This window comes from Rhizobium sp. P40RR-XXII (assembly GCF_012641405.1).
In the GTDB taxonomy this organism is placed as follows: domain Bacteria; phylum Pseudomonadota; class Alphaproteobacteria; order Rhizobiales; family Rhizobiaceae; genus Rhizobium.
The window spans coordinates 23,619-41,339 of the sequence record NZ_JABAII010000011.1 but is presented as its reverse complement, the minus strand read 5'-3'; the positions used below and the strand labels follow the sequence as shown (position 1 = coordinate 41,339).

The following is a 17,721-nucleotide window of genomic DNA, read 5'->3' as shown; positions in this document are numbered from 1 at the left end:
AGGCTGCTCCTTACCAGAATTTACGAGTTGCTAGATATGTGATGGTGCGGTGCCCGGATGTCAATATTTGGTAGTTCACTTTGTCTCGATCTCTGCAAGCGTCAATGCAAGAGCCCTGTCGGACAGCCTGTAGATTGAGGCGTTTTCGGTGTAGACCAGCATGCAGTCGATGCGCTTTCCCGGATAAAGCGGCGAAAGGATCTCGCGGTAAATCGCAAGCTGTGCCTTATGCGCGAAGGGAATGGTGTTTTCCTCGCCGGGCGGCACGCGATTCGTCTTGTAGTCGAGAATGACGACCCGATCGTCCAGGTCAGCCAGGCGATCGATGCGGCCCGAGACGGCGTAGGACTGATTGGCGAGTTTCAGCGTGCCCATGATCGAGACTTCGGCCTGCGCGTGGGTGCTGAAAGTGCCCTGCAGATCCGGATGCGACAGCAGTGCCATGACGGACTTCACCAGCGCCTCCTGCTCGGCCTGCGGCCAGAAGCGCGCTGCCCGCTGGGCATAGCGCCGGGCAGCATCGGCGCGGTCCTCGGGCGCGATCTCGGGCAATGTCTGTAGCATGCGGTGAATGAAACGGCCCTTTTGCAGGGCGCGGTCGGACCTGGCTTTTTCGCCGAAGAGCGCGGACGTGACGAGCAGATCATCGGCCTCCTCATCGATGACTGTGCCGACGCCGGACGGGCTCAGCGGCCGAGGCAGGCTCTTTTGCGGCGGCAGCGGCCGGCTGAGACTGTCAGGTAGGCCAACGCGTTCCGAGCGCTTTTCATGCTCTCTCGCCGTCTCGAATTCGAGCTGCACCTGGGCAACCCGCCAGCTTAAGCCCTCCCAGTCTCCATCGGGGCCTGAAAAGGTCCTTTGGGTGCAATGCTGCTCATCCTGACGCAAGGCGGCGGAGATCATGGAATGCCAGGTATCGGCATTTTCCCGGATACCGCGGTAGCCGCAGATGATCAGCCGGTCGGCGGCGCGCGTCATGCCGACATAGAGCAGGCGGCGATATTCGTCCTCCGCCAGCGCCTGCAGCCGGGCCGTATCCGCTTGCGTCAGCGAATTGGCAAGCGCCGAGACTGGAACCCACACCGGCAGCGGGATCTCATTCGCACTGGTTTCGATCAGCCGCAGCTTCGGCAGATGCGTATGGGTGAAGGCCTTGCCGCCGCCATCGACGAGGAAGACGATCGGCGCCTCCAGCCCCTTCGAAGCATGCACCGTCATGATCCGCACTTCGTTGCGGCCCTTGTCCTGCTCGCGCTTGACCGTCGGCGCCTCCAGTTCCAGCGTCGAGATGAAGGACTGCAGACCGGGCAGGCCGCTGGTCTCATGATCGAGCGCGAAGGTCAGGAATTCGTCGAGGATATCGCTGACCTCGGTGCCGAGCCGCGCCAGGAACTGCCGTCGGCCGCCAAAGCTGCCAAGCGCGCGGGCATAGAAATCATGCACGGGAAGGCTCTTCGACAAAGCAAGGAAGGTTCGCAGCCGTTCGACCACGTTGACAAAGCGTTCGTGGCCGTCTCCGGCAAATCTTTGCAGGTGGCTCCAGACGCTTTCCTCGTCGTCGCGGTAGGCGGCAACCGCGAAGACATCTTCTTCGCTGAGGTCGAACAACGGGCTCTTTAGCAGCGCGCAGAGCGAGAGATCGTCTTCCGGCAACAGCAGGAAGCGGCCGAGCGCGAGAAGATCCTGGATGGCGATATGGCTGGTCAGGACAAGACGATCGGCGCCGGCGACGGGAATGTTGCCGCGTCGTTTCAGGGCGCGGGTCAGCGCGTTGACGAAGCTGTCACGCTTGCGCACGAGCACGAGAATGTCGCCGGCTTCGATGAAGCGGGCGTTGCCCTTCTCGATGATCTTTTCTCGCCCGACAAGATTGCCGATCGTCTGCGCCATCCGCCGCGCTAGAATGGCGGGAGGTGCACTCTCCGGCGTCGAATCGAAAGGCGCCGTCCAGTCTTCCTCCTTGGTGGCCGGTTCCGGCGCGATCATCTCCCAGAGATCGACGGCGCCGGGATGGCCGATACGGCTGGAGCGATGCACCACTGGTTCGTTGACGGCGCTGAGGCCCTTGGCATTGCCCGGGCTCGTGAAGACGTGGTCGACGGCGCCGAGCACGTCGGCTGTCGAGCGGAAGGAGAGTGGCAGGCGGATCGACGAGAATTGCTGGCCGCTGGCCGCCACACGCCGCCGGGTGCGGTCGCTCTCCTCGGAAAAGCGTTCGGGACGTGCACCCTGGAACGAATAGATCGATTGCTTCTCGTCGCCGACGGCAAAGATCGTGCGCAGCGTCGGTCGGGCGCTGTCGCCGGAGAAGAAATCCTCCGCCAGTGATTGGATGACGCTCCACTGGATCGGGCTGGTATCCTGCGCCTCGTCCACCAGAATGTGGTCGATGCCCTGATCGAGCTTGTAGTGGATCCACGGCCCGACATCCTTCTTGGTCAGAAGATCGGCGGTGCGGGTAATGAGATCCTCGAAATCGAGCTGGCTGCGCCGCTTCTTCAGCTCCTCATAGTCGCGGTTCAGGCGATCGGCGAGAACGAGGGCGGCGTGCGTGGCGCGATACATCCGCATCAGCTTCAGCCGGTCGCGGCAGGCAACGACATGGGCGCGCGCCGCAGCCACGGCATCGGCCAAGGCTGGCGCATCGGCCAGCATCGCCTTGACGAAGAACTGGCTGTCCGATTTCGGTTCGCCCTTGGCAGTCAGGACGGCTTTTTCGAGGATTTCGGCGCGGGCGAGCGGATTTGCCTCGCGCTTGGCAAGGCGCAGCGCATAGGCAACTTCCTGCGCCTTCGCGCCGCCCTTATCGTCCGCGAGCGTGAGATAAAGCTCCAGTGTCGCGCCAGACAGACCGGGAAGCGGCCAATATTGCTCCGCAATGCTCGTTTCCGTCTCGCCGGGGGAAAGGCCGAGCCGGGCAAGCAGCGCGGTTTCAATGCCGCTCTTGCGGCCGGCACTCTCGGTGAAGCGGCGGATCGCATTGCGATTGGCGACAATATCGCCGAGCAGCGTCTCGAGGCCGGATTCGTCGCCGAGGTCGAGTACATAGTCGAAGGCCCGAGCCAATTCGGCATCGCAATGTGGGCTGGTGGATGTTAGCAGCGCGCGTCGCGCGTCGTCGAGCAAGGTCTCCGCCGCACGATCGTCGAGAACGGAGAAGTGACCAGCGACGTTAGCCTCGAGCGGGAACTGATGCAGCAGGGCCTCGCAAAATGCATGGATAGTTTGGATCTTCAGCCCGCCGGGTGTTTCCAGCGCCTTGGCAAACAGCCGGCGTGCCTCGGCAAGCTTGAAGAGATCCGGCTCCCTGCCTTCGATATCGGCAATGCGTGTCTTCAGCTCCTCGTCCGGCATGGTCGCCCAGGCGGCCAACCGGTCGAAGACGCGGTTCGACATTTCGGAGGCCGCAGCCTTGGTATAGGTGAGGCAGAGGATGGCCGAGGGGCGCGCGCCAGCCAGAAGCAGGCGAATGACGCGCTGCGTCAGCACGTGCGTCTTGCCGGAGCCGGCATTGGCCGAGACCCAGGCCGAGCGCTCGGGGTCGGAGGCGATGGATTGCTGGATCGTCGTCCAGCTGATCCAGACGCCGGGATCGTCGCTTTCGGGTAGGGTGGCGATAGCGTCGGCGGGAAAATCACTCATCGCCGCCGCCTTCCTGCTCGGTCTCGGCTGTCGACCATTCCGAGACGCGGGCGAGGTGATCGTAATCCCCGCCATACTCGAACTGCTGCGCCGGAATCAGCCGTGAGGAAAAACCCTTCTCGCCGGATTGCAGGAGCGAGACGAACTTCACCAGCTGGTCCATCGACTCTTGCGCCAGATCCATAGCCGACTTCGTTTCCGTCTTGCCGCCGCGGCTGGAATGCTCGTTGTTGACCTGATCGACCTTGAAGCGGTCACCGGGCCGCAAGCGGACATAGAGCAGGTTTTCAGGGATCAGCGCGCCGATATTGCGGAAGGCACCGGCCTTCAGCGCATAGGCTTCCAGCGCCAGCTGCGGATCGAGCAGCGCGCGGGCCTGTAACGGAGAGGGATTATAGCCGGTCTTGTAGTCGATAAGGTCGGCGCCAGTGTCACTCTTGATGTCGATGCGGTCGGCAACGCCGGTGAGGCGAATGCCGATCGGTTCGATCTCGACGCTGGCCGGCACTTCCGTCGCCGTCTTGCGCAGTTCTGGCCGCCGCTCCGCTTCCCAGGCAAGGAAAGCTCGCGCCACTTCGCGAAAACGCGGCCGCCAGACACTATCAATATGAACGGGCAATCGTTCGGCATCAAAGAGGTCGGCAATAATGCCATCCATCGCCAGCGCCGCCTCCCGCGTGCCGGCCACATGTCCTTCGCGGACGAAACGGTCGATGATCTTGTGGTAGAGTGTGCCACGTTCGGCCGGGCCGGGATCGCGGTTGAACGGGTCGACCGGATCGAGCCGCAGCACGCGCCGGGCATAAATCGAATAGGGATCGCGCCGCAGCCGCCCCACTTCGCTGAAGGAATAGCTCTTTGGCTGCAGTTCCATGGGCGGTTTCGGTGCCGGGCGTAACGCCGGGGCCTGATTTTCGCCCTCATCGATCATCCCAGCCCAATGACGATACTGATCGCCGCGGGCCTTCATGTCCTCTTCCAGCTCCTTGCCGCCGAGCGCGATCAGCCGCTGCAGCCAGCGCGACGCAACCGTCGGCGTCGAGCCCTGACGCAGGGCGCGCGAATAGATCAGGTCGCGGGTGCCGTTCGCCATTTCGAAATCGTGAGCCAGCTGGCCGATGCGGCGCTCTGGCGGCTCCAGGCCGATCTCCGTCTTCATGCCGCGTGAAATGAAGGGGTTGTTCGCGATCTGCCCCGGCCACGAGCCTTCATTCAACCCACCGAGGATCAGCGTATCGACGCTCTGCAGGCGCGCCTCCAGCGTGCCGAAGATGAAGAGGCGCGGGTGGCTGAGCGCACGCGGCTTCACCGCCTGGCCCACGCAGAGTGCCGTCATGATGTCGATCCATTGCACTCCGTTGGCTTCGAGCTGACCATCCGTTTCGATGACATCCCGGAACAGGCTGGCAAGCGTGTCCCCGGCTTCGCCGGACCAGAGGTTCGCCAGGCTGCCGCGTTCGTCGACGGTTGCGGCTTCCAGAGCCCGGCCCGTACGCTCGGCCCAATCCGAAAGGGTCGGCAGACCCTCCGACGTGGGCAGGGAAAGTGCCGATACCAGTGGTTCGCATGCCGCGGTCACCCGCTGTGCCAGCGTACGCGCATGCCCGATGGCCTTAGGCGGCAGCGATTTGCGCCATTGTGGCGCATGGCGGTCATTGGCCTGTCCCGCCACGCGGTCGTCGAGCAGGGCTTCCAGCCTGCCGATATCGACATGGGCGACGCCGCCCCTGAGCGCCAGGATCTCCAGCGCATCGACGCCGGGCTGATGTGTTTGCGCCGGCAGGCCGAACAGGGCGAGGGGATGTTTCAGCAGCGCAACGACGGCAACGGGATCGCCGGGACGAAGGGACGCTTCCAGCAGCAATTGCAGCAACGTGCCTTGCGGCGTAGCGGTAAGCGGCGTGCCGGCCGAATCGTCGGCGGTGATGCCGAAGCGGGCAAGCTCGGCCGTGACTCGCCTTGCAAGATTGCGGTCGGGCGTGATCAAGGCCGCCTGGCTTTCGCCGCCGTTGCGGCCCGGCTTTTCCAGCGCCAGCCGCAGGGCGATGGCGATCGCGGTTGCCTCCTCGCGCTCATTGGCGGCTTCGATCAGCGCAACGTCGGCGAATGCGGCCGGGATCGCATCGGGAGCGAGTGTCTTACGCCAGCTTCCCCAGCCACTTGTAGCCTTGGCCGGCGCCAGCGCGCGCGACAGGATCTGCGCCCGCATCTGCATGGTATCGGCTGCGTCCGCAATGGGTTCGACATCGCGCCGCGTGATGCGCAGCCTCTTCAAGAGCAGCGAAAGACCATATTGCGGATGGCTGCGCGTAGCCGGATCGGCTCTTTCGCCGATGGAGGTTTCCGGCGCCACGAGCTGCCAATCCTCTTCCGGCATCGCAAGATCGAGGCCGGGCAGCACGATCACGCCTTGCGGCAAGGATGCAACTGCCGCGATCAGCTCCGCCGTCGCCGGCACCGAGCCGGTCGAGCCTGCAACGATGACTGGCCCGGGATGCCGCATGGTGGCGATGCGCTGCGCCTCGGCGCGCAGGATGGCATTGCGGTTGCGGGCTGGCGACGATTTGCCGAGTTCCTCGAGACGTGCCGGCCAGAATGCGCTGGCAATCGCCAGGAATTCGGCCGTCAGCTGCCACCAGAGCGCATGATCCTCTGCGCTGAGAGTGGCAAGCTCGCTCCACTCGCGGTCCTCTGTCTCAAGCGAATCGATGAGTTCGGCAAGATTGCGGGCGAGCCATATGGCATCCGCCGGGCTTGCCGGCGCCACCAGCGGCGAGTCGGAGTGGATGTCGCGTACGATCTGCGGCAGCTTGTTGCGCCAGGCAAGGATCAGCCGCGCCAGTTCCAGCAGCCGGGCGGTATTGGCAAGCGGCTGCGCAAGATCGGCCGTTTCCGGCAGGGTTTCCTCGAAATAGCCGCTGTCGTCATCGGTTTCGCCGAGCGGACGGATGACGGGCAGGATCGCGGAGCGGCCGCCGAGCAGATCGACGAATTCCGAGCGCAGCACGCGCGCCGCACGCCGCGTCGGCAGGAAAATGCTGACCTTAGCAAGCGACAGCGGGTCGCCCGGATCATGGCGGAAATGTTCGGTCAGCCGTCCATCGCAAAGAGCTGTCGCAAGGGTTTTCAGGAAGGGCAGGCCCGCCGGAATCGTCAGGATGCGCTGCCGGTGCCCGCCCGTCATAGGCTCACGCAAACGCCCGGAAGGTCCGGATCGCTTCCTCCGCCTCGCCGATCGCCTCCGGTGTGCCGACTGTCAACCAATGACCATCCATCATAGTTCCATAGAGCCGGCCGCGCTCGATGGCCTTGTCGAAGTAGATATTGACATTAAAGGCATCGTCAGGCGCGTCATCGAGGAAGGATGGGTTCATCGCGATTGCGCCGGCATAGACGACACCGTTATATTGGTTGTCGCGATATCGTGTGAGCCGGCCATCGTCAGCCATGTTGAAGTCATGCTTGCCATTATGGCCTGTGGTCCGTTCCAGTTCGACGCAGAGCATTGCCATGTCCATGCGCTGCTCGTTGTAGAATCCGGCTAACTTTTCGAGATTGGTCAGGCGGCCGGGCTTCTCACCGATCCAGAACAGATCAGCATTCATGACGAACACCGGGTCGCGGCTCAAAAGTTTTAAGCCCTTGACGAGACCGCCGCCATTGTTCATCAGCGCGTCCCGCTCGTCGGAAATCAGGATTTCAAGGCCGCGATAGCTGCGCAGATGCGCCTCCATCTGGTCGGCATGGTGATGGACGTTGACGACAGCCCGCTCGACGCCGGCTTCTGCCAGCGCATCCAGCGCGTAATCGATCATTGCCTTGCCGGCGATCTTCACCAGCGGCTTCGGGATGATGTCGGTGATCGGCCGCATGCGGGTTCCGAGCCCCGCGGCCAATACCATGGCTTGCTTGATGGTCATTTCGTCTCGAACCTTCGATTCGCTGTCTGCTTTCCTTTAGCATAAGGCCGGAAAGCCGTCGCCGGTCTCTGGCTGTTATGGTAGGCCGATCCCAGCTTTCTGGCACCATTCGCGCAAGGGGGCGAGCGCTTCATGCTCGAAGGCGATGGCGAGATAGGCGAGTGTGCGCGGCATATGCTTCAGATATCCGGGCTTGCCGTCACGCTGCAGCAGCCGCACCCAGAGGCCGGCAAGCTTGCAATTGCGTTGCGCCGACATGATTGCCCAGCTCCTCAGGAATTTCGCCTCGTCGAAACCGCCTTGAGCGTGCCGGAGCGCGAGATAGTCTGCCATCAGCCGGTCATGCAGATCGCGCTCGATCGTCACCCGTGCATCCTGCACTAGCGAGGCGACATCATAGGAGGTCGGCCCGATCATCGCATCCTGGAAATCGATGAGACCGATGCGTTGGATGCCCTTTTCCGTCCCTCGCCAGATGATATTCGGCGAATGCATGTCGCGCAGCAGCAGGTTCTTTTCTGCGTCTTCGAGCTGGTCGATCAGCTTGTCCCAGATCGCCAGATAGTCGGCGCGTTCCTCGTCGCTTGCCGGCGTGCCACGCTTCCAGGGTAGATGCCAGTCGAGCAGCAGCCGCGCTTCCATCTTCATCGCGGTCCGGTCGAAATCCGGAATGTGATGGATGTGATCCGGCGTGACCGGGATGTCGCGAGGAATGGAAAGGCTGTGCAGATGTGCAAGGCAGGCGACGCTAGCCCGATAACGCTCGGCAATCGGCTTTCCTTCGGCGTCAAGCACGCCGTCGGTGCCGAGATCCTCGATCAGCAGAATGCCCTGGTCGTAATCGGCGGCAAAGATTTCCGGGGCGGCAAAGCCATTCTCCCTGAGGACATTGGCAATCGCTACGAAGGGATAGGCATCCCAGGCAAGATGCGCGACCTTGGGATAGGGTTTGCCGTCGAGCACGGGCGGGCCTTCCGGCAGGCGCGGCCAATCCATCAGGATCACGCGGCTGCCGCCATCGCTCGGATAAATGGATTCGTAAGCCCGCAGCGAGGCATCGCCCGTGAGGAAGCGCCTGCCGGCACCGCGATAGCCATGCGAACCGAGAAAGGCGCGTATGGCTAACACGCGCTCGATGCGCGCCATCTGCTTTGCCGGTGCCGTGATCACGGCGCGCCGTCCTTCGCCCTCATGCGTGAGCCTGAGGTTCACACGCTCCTTCGGCAGCTCGCCCTCGGCCATTTCGGGCCATTCGACCAGACAGATGCCGGTCTGCAGGGCTTCGTCAAAGCCGAGCTCCGTCAATTCGCTGGGGTCGCCGAGGCGATAGAGATCGAAATGCGAGACCGGGATGCGCAGCTCGTAGGATTGCACGAGCGTGAAGGTCGGGCTTGGCACGTCCATTTCGGCATCGTCAGCCATGGCGCGCAGCAACGCGCGTGCGAGCGAGGATTTGCCCGCGCCGAGATCGCCTGATAGTGCCAGGCAGTCACCGACTTTCAACGCCAGCGCCAGATCCTCGCCAAGCTGAGCCGTGGCCGTGTCATCCGCGAGGAAAAGGGAAATGCTGCTGCCGGAGGCGGTCATTCTGCTGCGACGGAATGGGGCAATTCGGCCGAAGGAATCCGGCAGGTCACCATCGTCCCCTTGCCCGGCTGGCTTGCGATGGAAACCTCGCCTTCATGCAGGCTGACGAAGCTTTCGACGATGGAAAGGCCGAGGCCCGCGCCGCTGCGTTTGCCGCCCTTGCCGCCGGAGGCGAAGCGGTTGAAGACCGTGTGGATCAGTTCTTCCGATATGCCGGGACCCTTGTCGGAGACCGAGAAGACGAAATCCGTGCCTTCGCGCCCGCATTTCAGCGAGATCGTCGATCCCTCGGGTGCGAAATTGGCGGCATTGGTCAGAAGCTTCAGCAAAATCTGCTTCAGCCGCTGCTGATCGGCGACGATAGAGCCGAGATGCGCCGGCACGGTGATTTCTAGCGTCACGCCGCTTTCCTGCAGCCGGTCGGCGATCTGCATCGACACTTCGTCGAGCAGGTCAGAGAGTACGATCTCGGAATAGTTCAGCCGCATGATGCCGGCATCGACTGTCGCCAGATCGAGAATGTCGTTGACCAGTGTTAGAAGCACGGAGGAGGAGGTCGAGATATGGTCGATATATTCGGCCTGCCGATCGTTCAGCGAACCGATGCCCGGCGTCTTCAGGAGGTCGGTAAAGCCGATGATGTTGGTAAGCGGCGAGCGCAGCTCGTAGGAGACATGCTGGACGAAATCGTTCTTCAGCTCATCCGCCTTTAGCAGCGCCTCGTTTTTCTCGGTCAACGCCCGTTCGGCGCGCACGCTATCCGTCTTGTTGACGAAGGTCAGCATGGTCTGCGCATTCGGTAGCGGAATGACGGCGTAGTCGAGCACCAGATTGGAAAAGAGCTCCAGCGTCCCCTGTGAGGACGGGCGCTCGTCGTCGAAGCTGGTGATCTGCTCGGCAAAGCGCTTCCAGCCGTCGGGCCGGTCATAGGAGGGAGCGCAGGCTTCGGCCAGAGCCTGGATATGCGTTCCGGGCTTGGCCTGCGCCTCGGTGATGTTCCAGAGAATGCGGAAGGCCGGGTTGGAAAGGCGGATGCGGCCATCAGGCCCGAAAACGGCAACGCCTTCGGACAGATGGTCGATGGTTTCGCCTTGGACCTTGACCAGCGTGTTGTAGCGCGTTTCGAGATCGACCTGCTCGGTCAGGTTCTCGAATACCCAGGTGGCGCCACCCTGCGGATGCGCCGTGGCAAAAACCCGAAGGATCTGGCCATTGGGCAGATGCCAAAGGTCGGCCTGCGTATCGAGTGCGCGATAGACCGAAAGGACATCGTCCTTCCATGTCTTCCAGTTCAGCTGTTCGGGCAGCTTCTTGGCGCTGCGCAGCCTTTCCAGAAGCTCGCTGTTGTCGGGTCGCTTTTCCAGGAACGCGATGTCGAGTTCCCAGAGCTGGACGAAAGCCTGATTGTAGAATTGCAGCCGCCGCTCGCCGTCGAAGATTGCAACCGGCGTTGCCAGATGATCGAGCGTTTCGGCGTGGCTCTTCAGCGTGCGTGCGAGCTCGGCGCGAACCGATTCCGCCTCGGACACGTTGATGGCGATACCGGCCGATCCATTCGGAGCCCTGACGTCGACGACGTCGAAGAAGGTGCGGTTGCCATGCACGACGGTCGAAATCTTGTCATGGAAGGGCGATTCCGGCGTGGCCGCCGCACGAATGCGCTCGCGTGCCACCGTCGTCAGGAATTCGCGTCCCTCACGGAGGGCCTCTTCTGCGGAAACCGCTTCCACCGCCTCGCTATAGGCCTGGTTGACCCAGGTCAGCGTGCCTTCGGTATCACGTTGCCACACGGGCAGGTCGATGGCATCGAGCAGGTGCTGGAAAGTGGAGATCGAGGTCATCAGCCGTTCACGCTCGATCTTCAGCTCGGCGAGTTCCGCGCGCAGATTGTTGAGCGCGATGAAACGGACGAAGGCCCGCCCGCCGGAAATGCGACCCTGTGCCTCCAGGATTTCGTCGCGGTTGGTTTCGACCACCATGTCAAAACTCTGGCCGCTGCTGCGCAGCTTGTCGATCGCCTTGTCGAGTTCGCCGGCCGACCATGATTTCAGCCAGCGTCCGAAGGCGAGGAATTCATTGTCCTGCGGCGCGCCGGTCTCGACCGGAAGCTGGCCGAGCAGCTCGGGCCGTGAATTCTGGCCGTCCCAGATGACGATGCGGCGGTTCTTGTCGGCAATCAGCGCCTGATATTGCGAAATGCGCTGGTTGGCATCGGAAAGAGCCGTGCGGATCTCGCGGCTTTCGCTTTCCATATTGCCGCGCTGCCGCACCATCCACATGGTCGACAGAAGTGCCGCGGAAATCACGCCGATGATGATGGAGAAAACGGCCATTTCCGACGAAGTGAAGAGGCGCATGCTCGCCTGAGCGGCGGTGTTGCCCTGCGCGAGGACCGGGCCTGCCAGACCGGTCAGGAGTCCGGCGAAAACGCTGAGCCGCAGCAGGCGGCTCAAAGAAGCGAGCCGACCCCTGCCGGGCTTTGCCCGTGCTGGGTACCAATATGCGCCGCCCTGCTGCAACCGCGCCGCCGCTTGGCGTAGCACTAGCTGATGCAGGTTGTCTTCCCCTTCAGTCATAAGAGGTCTGTCTCCGTCCTATAATGTGCCGCATCCTGACAAGACATCCCATTTTCATGGCTCCGGGCACGCCCGGTTCGTCACGAATCAAGTGTAAAAACAATACTGCCTAAGGGAATCTGCGGGAAGGGAGCTGGCTAAAAAATAAGCCCCGGCATTTTGTCAATGCCGGGGCCACAAGATGTTGTGGATATTGATTTTGTAATCAGTATCTGTAGTGGTCGGACTTGAACGGACCCTTCGGTGTGACGCCGATATACGATGCCTGCTCTTCGGAAAGCTCCGTCAGTTTGACACCGAGCTTGGCAAGATGCAGGCGGGCGACCTTTTCATCGAGGTGCTTCGGCAGCACGTAGACCTGGTTCTTGTACTGGTCGGGCTTGGTGAAGAGCTCGATCTGCGCCAGTGTCTGGTTGGTAAAGGAAGCCGACATGACGAAGGACGGGTGGCCGGTGGCGTTGCCGAGGTTCAAGAGACGGCCTTCCGACAGCAGGATGATGCGGTTGCCCTTGGCGAACTCGACCATGTCGACCTGCGGCTTGATGTTCGTCCACTTGAGATTACGCAGGGCGGCAACCTGGATCTCGTTGTCGAAGTGGCCGATATTGCCGACGATCGCCATGTCCTTCATCGCACGCATATGGTCGATGCGGATGACGTCCTTGTTGCCGGTCGTGGTGATGAAGATGTCGGCCGAGGAGACGACGTCCTCAAGCTGAACGACTTCATAGCCGTCCATGGCGGCCTGCAGGGCGCAGATCGGATCGACTTCCGTGACCTTGACGCGGGCGCCGGCACCGGAGAGCGAAGCGGCGGAACCCTTGCCGACGTCGCCATAGCCGCAGACGACGGCGACCTTGCCGGCCATCATGACGTCGGTGGCGCGACGGATGCCGTCAACCAGCGATTCCTTGCAGCCATACTTGTTGTCGAACTTCGACTTGGTGACGCTGTCATTGACGTTGATGGCCGGGAAGGGAAGCAGGCCCTTTTGGCTGAGCTGGTAGAGGCGGTTGACGCCGGTGGTGGTCTCTTCGGTCACACCCTTGATGGCGTCGCGCTGCTTGGTGAACCAGCCCGGCGATGCCTGCAGGCGCTTCTTGATCTGTGCGAAGAGGATTTCCTCCTCTTCGGAATGCGGATGGGAGAGCACGTCCTCGCCGGCCTCGGCGCGGGCGCCGAGCAGGATGTACATGGTGGCGTCGCCGCCATCGTCGAGAATCATGTTGGAAACGCCGCCATCGGTCCACTGGAAGATCTTGTCCGTGTAGATCCAGTAGTCTTCGAGGCTTTCGCCCTTGACGGCGAAGACCGGAACGCCGGAAGCGGCGATCGCGGCTGCGGCATGATCCTGCGTGGAGAAGATGTTGCACGATGCCCAGCGCACCTCGGCACCGAGGGCCACCAGCGTCTCGATGAGAACGGCTGTTTGAATCGTCATGTGCAGCGAGCCGGTGATGCGCGCGCCCTTCAGCGGCTGTGCTTCGCCGAATTCGGCGCGGCAGGACATCAGGCCCGGCATCTCGGTTTCGGCGATCGTGATTTCCTTGCGGCCGAAGTCGGCAAGGCCAATATCAGCGACGACGTAGTCCTTTTCAGTGCTCATCAGGGGTCTCCAGCCTGAACGATGCAGTCGCCGCTGGCGGACGCCTCGGCCGAATGCAACAAAAATTGCACGCTGACAGCGTGTGGAATGATGCCGTGTAGCAGGCTTCAGGGTGGAAATCAATGACGACATAAAGAGGTCTTTATGTCTTTATGTCCCGGTGGCGGACGGAGGAAAACTTATATTTCCTCGCCGAACTTGTTTGCCACCAGCTGGTCGAGCGCCTCGAGCGCTTCGGCGGCCTGATTGCCGCTTGCGGTCACCAGCACGCTGCAGCCGGGGCTTGCGGCCAGCATCATCAGGCCCATGATCGAATTGCCGCCGACGGTGGTGCCGTCTCTCGAAACGGTGATGGCGGCGTCGTATGCCTCGACGGTCTGGACGAATTTTGCCGAGGCACGGGCATGCAGGCCCCGTTTGTTGATGATCAGGAGTTCCCGGGAAAGCTCGGTCATGGGGGCTGTGTCTGCCTCGTTATTTGCCACTGAGCACACGGCTGGCCACATTGATATATTTGCGCCCGGCCTCTGAAGCTTCCACCAAGGCCCTTTCCATGTTGTTGTCGCCGCGCACGCCTGCGAGCTTGATCAGCATCGGCAGATTGACGCCGGCGATGACCTCGGTGTGGCCGCTATTCATGACGGAGATTGCGAGATTGGAAGGAGTGCCGCCGAACATGTCGGTGAGGATGATGACACCGTGCCCGTCATCGGCGCCGGCAACGGCCTGCAGAATGTCCTGCCGGCGCTTGTCCATATCGTCTTCGGGACCAATGCATACCGTCTCTATGAACTTCTGCGGACCAACGACATGCTCGACGGCATGCCGAAACTCTTCAGCCAGCTTGCCATGAGTGACAAGCACAAGTCCAATCATGATATTACTGCTCCCATGGCATACGCAAACAGGTGGCCAATATCGCAATGCAGCAATGTCGTCCACCGGTGGGGGGACATCTTGGCGATGAAAAGGCGAAGTGCAAGCTTAAAATATAGGATTTGCATGCCTATGCGGGCCTAAATGGCCGTTTAATCGAAACTCGCGCCGATTTTCGCCATTATGACGGCGAGGGGATTCGTGGAGGTTGCGGCCAGACGGATCAGGGGCAACCTGATGGAGTCGGTGATATCGATCTGCTCGTCCTCCGGCGGCAGCCTTTCGGCCGCTGCCGGGTCCACCGCGCGAACGGCGAAGTGCATTTCGCCCCGCGAAACATAAGGCATCCGAACAATCCCGGTATAACGGATTTCCATTAATCCGGCGATTGAGGGCGGACATTCGGCGATGGTGGAACCGTTGCGCTTGGCTATCAACACGCGATCATCGGCAATCAGGCTCGCCGCAAGTCCGAGCGGTTTGGCCGCCGCCAGGCATGAGAAGGCAAGGGTGGATTTGCCGCTGCCCGAGGGGCCGAGAAACAGGAATCCGGTCCCGCCGATGACGATTGCAGTCGCGTGGATATTGGTCGCGTCGTCGGTCATGCGGGCGCTCACGCCTGTGTCTGCGCGGGCAACGACAGGATGAAGCGGGCGCCGAGCAGCGTCGTGCCATCGCTGTCGACGATGTTCTCGGCGCGTAGCGAGCCGCCATGCGCCTCGGCGATCTGCCGGCTGATCGACAGGCCAAGGCCTGAATTCTGCCCGAAACCTTCCGATTCCGGCCGGTCGGTATAGAAACGCTCGAAGATGCGATCGATGTTTTCGGCCTGGATGCCGGGGCCGTTATCCTCGATATAGATGATACAGCGCGTTCTCGTGCGCGTCAGCCGCACCGTGATCTTGCCGGTGCCGTTCGGAACAAAAGATCGAGCGTTTTCAATAAGATTGGTGATAATCTGGCCGATACGCAGATCGTGACCGACGACGGTGAACTTTGCTTTGTTGGCCGGCTTGGGGTCGGCCACATATTCGATCTCGACCGCCCTCTTGCTGTGGCCGACCTGACGGGAAATGTCGATCATGTCGCGCAGCAGCACTTCCAGATCGAGCGCTTTTTCATCCGAGCGGGCGAGTTCCGCGTCGAGACGCGAGGCGTCGGAAATGTCGCTGATCAGGCGGTCGAGGCGGCGGACGTCATGCTGGATTACGTCCATCAGACGCTTCTTGGAATCGTCGCTCTTGGCGAGCGGCAGGGTTTCAACCGCGCTGCGGAGCGACGTGAGGGGGTTCTTGAGTTCATGGCTGACATCGGCCGCGAAACTTTCGATCGCGTCGATGCGGTCGTAGAGAGCCGACGTCATGTCACGAAGCGCGATCGAGAGGTTGCCGATCTCGTCCTGGCGGGCCGAGAAATCCGGAATTTCCTCACGCTCCTTCGCCCCGCCGCGGCGCACGCGGATGGCCGCGGCCGAGAGCCGGCGCAGCGGATTGGCGATGGTGGAGGATAAAAGCAGTGACAGCACGACATTGACAAGCGTCGCGACGCCAAAGACGCGCATGATCGCCAGACGCTCGGCATGAACGATCTTGTCGATGTCGCCGGCCTGGGTCGAGAGCAGCAAGACACCGAGAACAGCGCGGAAGCGCTGGATCGGCACGGCGACGGAAACGATCAGTTCGCCCTTTTCCGTGGTGCGGACGACCGCGCCGCGCACACCCGTTAGCGCGTTCATGACTTCCGGATAGATCGAGCCGTCGCCGCCGGGTGCCTCCTTATATACAGGCAAGTTGCCCGGCTGCAGCATCTTGTTGAGCAACCCGCTGAACCAGTCGGACCAGCTCTGCTTCTCGTCGTCGACCGGCGGCAGATCGTAACGCAGCACCTGGCCGCGCGAATAAAGATGGCGGCTGTCGAGCAGCAGATTGGCATCAGCGTCGAAGATGCGGGCGCGGGTGCGCGTCGGCGAAATCAGCCGGGTCAGCACCGGCGCCACCTTTTCCGGATCGATCGGGAATTCCAGGTCTTCGTCGTTTGGAACGGGCGTGATGCTCTGGCCGGCCTGCAGCTCCAGGAGCTTCTGCGGATCGATGGTGATGGAGTTGGTGTCGACCGATGCCGAAGCCGAGACGGCGCCTGCGATGATCTCGCCCTGCGTCAGCAGGCTTTCGACGCGGGCGTCGATCAGGCCCTCACGGAACTGGTTGAGGTAGAGAATGCCGCCGACGAGGACGACGAGGGCGGCGAGATTGAAGAACAGGATACGCCGCGTCAGGCTCGAAAAGACGGCATTGCCGAAGATGCGGCGGATCAGGACGAAGGGATGGGTCCAGCGCCGGCGCGCGATTCGAGCGCCGCTCGGGCTTTCCGAGTCGTCTATCTCTCTATCCTGCACTAGCTGTGCCAAGCCAACGGCCCTTTCGAAGGACGGGATCGGCGACCCCGTCCGCATGCTCTTATTCCATCGCCCGCCGTATGGTCTATGGTCCAGTTAACTATCAGGCGGCTTCGCGGAAGCGATAGCCGACGCCATACAGCGTCTCGATCATATCAAAATCGAGGTCGACCATCTTGAATTTCTTGCGCAACCGCTTGATGTGGCTGTCGATCGTGCGGTCGTCGACATAGACCTGCTCGTCGTAGGCGGCGTCCATCAGGGCGTCGCGGCTCTTCACAACGCCGGGGCGTTGCGCAAGGGAATGCAGGATGAGGAATTCCGTGACGGTCAGCGTCACCGGCTCGCCCTTCCAGGTGCAGGTGTGCCGTTCCTGGTCCATGACGAGCTGGCCGCGTTCCAGCGAACGGGCCTGTTGCGGCGCACCCGGCTTGGCGGCCGCATTGCCGCCTGCAGCATTCGCGGCTTCGCGGGCCGAGGCGCGGCGGAGCACCGCCTTGACGCGCTCGACCAGCAGACGCTGCGAGAATGGCTTGGTAATGAAGTCGTCGGCGCCCATTTTCAGGCCGAAAAGCTCGTCGATCTCTTCATCCTTCGAGGTCAGGAAGATCACCGGTATATCGGATTTCTGGCGCAGGCGGCGCAGCAGCTCCATGCCATCCATGCGCGGCATCTTGATATCGAAGATCGCTAGTTGAGGCGGCCGGGCAAGCAGGCCGTCGAGCGCCGAGGCTCCGTCCGTATAGGTTTCTACCTTATATCCCTCTGCTTCCAATGCAATCGATACGGAAGTGAGGATATTGCGGTCGTCGTCAACGAGCGCGATTGTCAACATGGTGTTCGTCTCCGTCATCAGTGCGCGTCTCCCGGATTTGGAATCCAGCCCAGGCGGTCTGCCAGCTCGGTCGGCGGTAACCTGGCGCGCTTATGGGGATAAAGGTGGAACAAATTGTGGCAAAGATAAAGGGGAGGATTGTCGCGGAGAAAAACCCTTGCGCAATGGTTGTGCGACGAAACATCTCGCCATGCCTCATTCAAACGATTTAAAATTATCGATGTTTATTTAAATCGATTAAATAACTGATATCATTAAAGTTTTTTTGTTTTTTGCTCTTGTGC

11 protein-coding genes are annotated in these 17,721 nt (G+C 61.7%); all 11 read right to left on the bottom strand.

Going from position 1 to position 17,721, the window contains the following annotated elements:
• Positions 1 to 75: 75 nt before the first annotated feature.
• The 11 genes from addA to HGP16_RS20605 all read right to left on the bottom strand — a co-directional run bounded on the left by addA (position 76) and on the right by HGP16_RS20605 (position 17,437).
• On the bottom strand, positions 76 to 3,642 hold the full coding sequence (addA, locus tag HGP16_RS20655; protein WP_168841881.1) for a double-strand break repair helicase AddA: 3,567 nt from the start codon (positions 3,640 to 3,642) through the stop codon (positions 76 to 78).
• Positions 3,635 to 6,826 carry a double-strand break repair protein AddB gene (gene addB / locus HGP16_RS20650; RefSeq protein WP_168841880.1) on the bottom strand — a complete coding sequence of 1,064 codons (3,192 nt, stop codon included), beginning with the start codon at positions 6,824 to 6,826 and terminating at the stop codon, positions 3,635 to 3,637. Before addB ends, addA begins: the two co-directional genes overlap by 8 nt.
• A 4-nt stretch (positions 6,827 to 6,830) precedes the next feature.
• Entirely contained in the window at positions 6,831 to 7,562 is a 732-nt protein-coding gene (locus HGP16_RS20645; protein ID WP_168841879.1) for a nucleotidyltransferase family protein, read from the bottom strand.
• Between the two features lie 75 nt (positions 7,563 to 7,637).
• Positions 7,638 to 9,149: a tRNA (adenosine(37)-N6)-threonylcarbamoyltransferase complex ATPase subunit type 1 TsaE gene (tsaE, locus tag HGP16_RS20640; protein ID WP_168841878.1), complete on the bottom strand. Its 1,512-nt coding sequence runs from the start codon at positions 9,147 to 9,149 to the stop codon at positions 7,638 to 7,640.
• Entirely contained in the window at positions 9,146 to 11,725 is a 2,580-nt protein-coding gene (locus tag HGP16_RS20635; RefSeq protein WP_168841877.1) for a PAS domain-containing sensor histidine kinase, read from the bottom strand. The genes tsaE and HGP16_RS20635 overlap by 4 nt, the downstream gene beginning before the upstream one ends.
• A 205-nt stretch (positions 11,726 to 11,930) precedes the next feature.
• Positions 11,931 to 13,331: an adenosylhomocysteinase gene (gene ahcY / locus HGP16_RS20630; protein WP_168841876.1), complete on the bottom strand. Its 1,401-nt coding sequence runs from the start codon at positions 13,329 to 13,331 to the stop codon at positions 11,931 to 11,933.
• A 179-nt stretch (positions 13,332 to 13,510) separates the two neighbouring features.
• Positions 13,511 to 13,786, bottom strand: coding sequence for an HPr family phosphocarrier protein (locus HGP16_RS20625; protein WP_168841875.1), 276 nt, complete (start codon positions 13,784 to 13,786; stop codon positions 13,511 to 13,513).
• Positions 13,787 to 13,805: 19 nt separating this feature from the next.
• Positions 13,806 to 14,207 carry a PTS sugar transporter subunit IIA gene (locus HGP16_RS20620; RefSeq protein ID WP_015338202.1) on the bottom strand — a complete coding sequence of 134 codons (402 nt, stop codon included), beginning with the start codon at positions 14,205 to 14,207 and terminating at the stop codon, positions 13,806 to 13,808.
• Between the two features lie 152 nt (positions 14,208 to 14,359).
• On the bottom strand, positions 14,360 to 14,812 hold the full coding sequence (locus HGP16_RS20615; protein ID WP_168841874.1) for an HPr kinase/phosphorylase: 453 nt from the start codon (positions 14,810 to 14,812) through the stop codon (positions 14,360 to 14,362).
• 8 nt (positions 14,813 to 14,820) lie between these two features.
• Positions 14,821 to 16,614, bottom strand: coding sequence for a sensor histidine kinase (locus tag HGP16_RS20610; protein WP_205926649.1), 1,794 nt, complete (start codon positions 16,612 to 16,614; stop codon positions 14,821 to 14,823).
• A 91-nt stretch (positions 16,615 to 16,705) separates the two neighbouring features.
• Complete coding sequence (locus HGP16_RS20605; protein WP_205926650.1) at positions 16,706 to 17,437, bottom strand: response regulator transcription factor; 732 nt, start codon at positions 17,435 to 17,437, stop codon at positions 16,706 to 16,708.
• Positions 17,438 to 17,721: the final 284 nt, after the last annotated feature.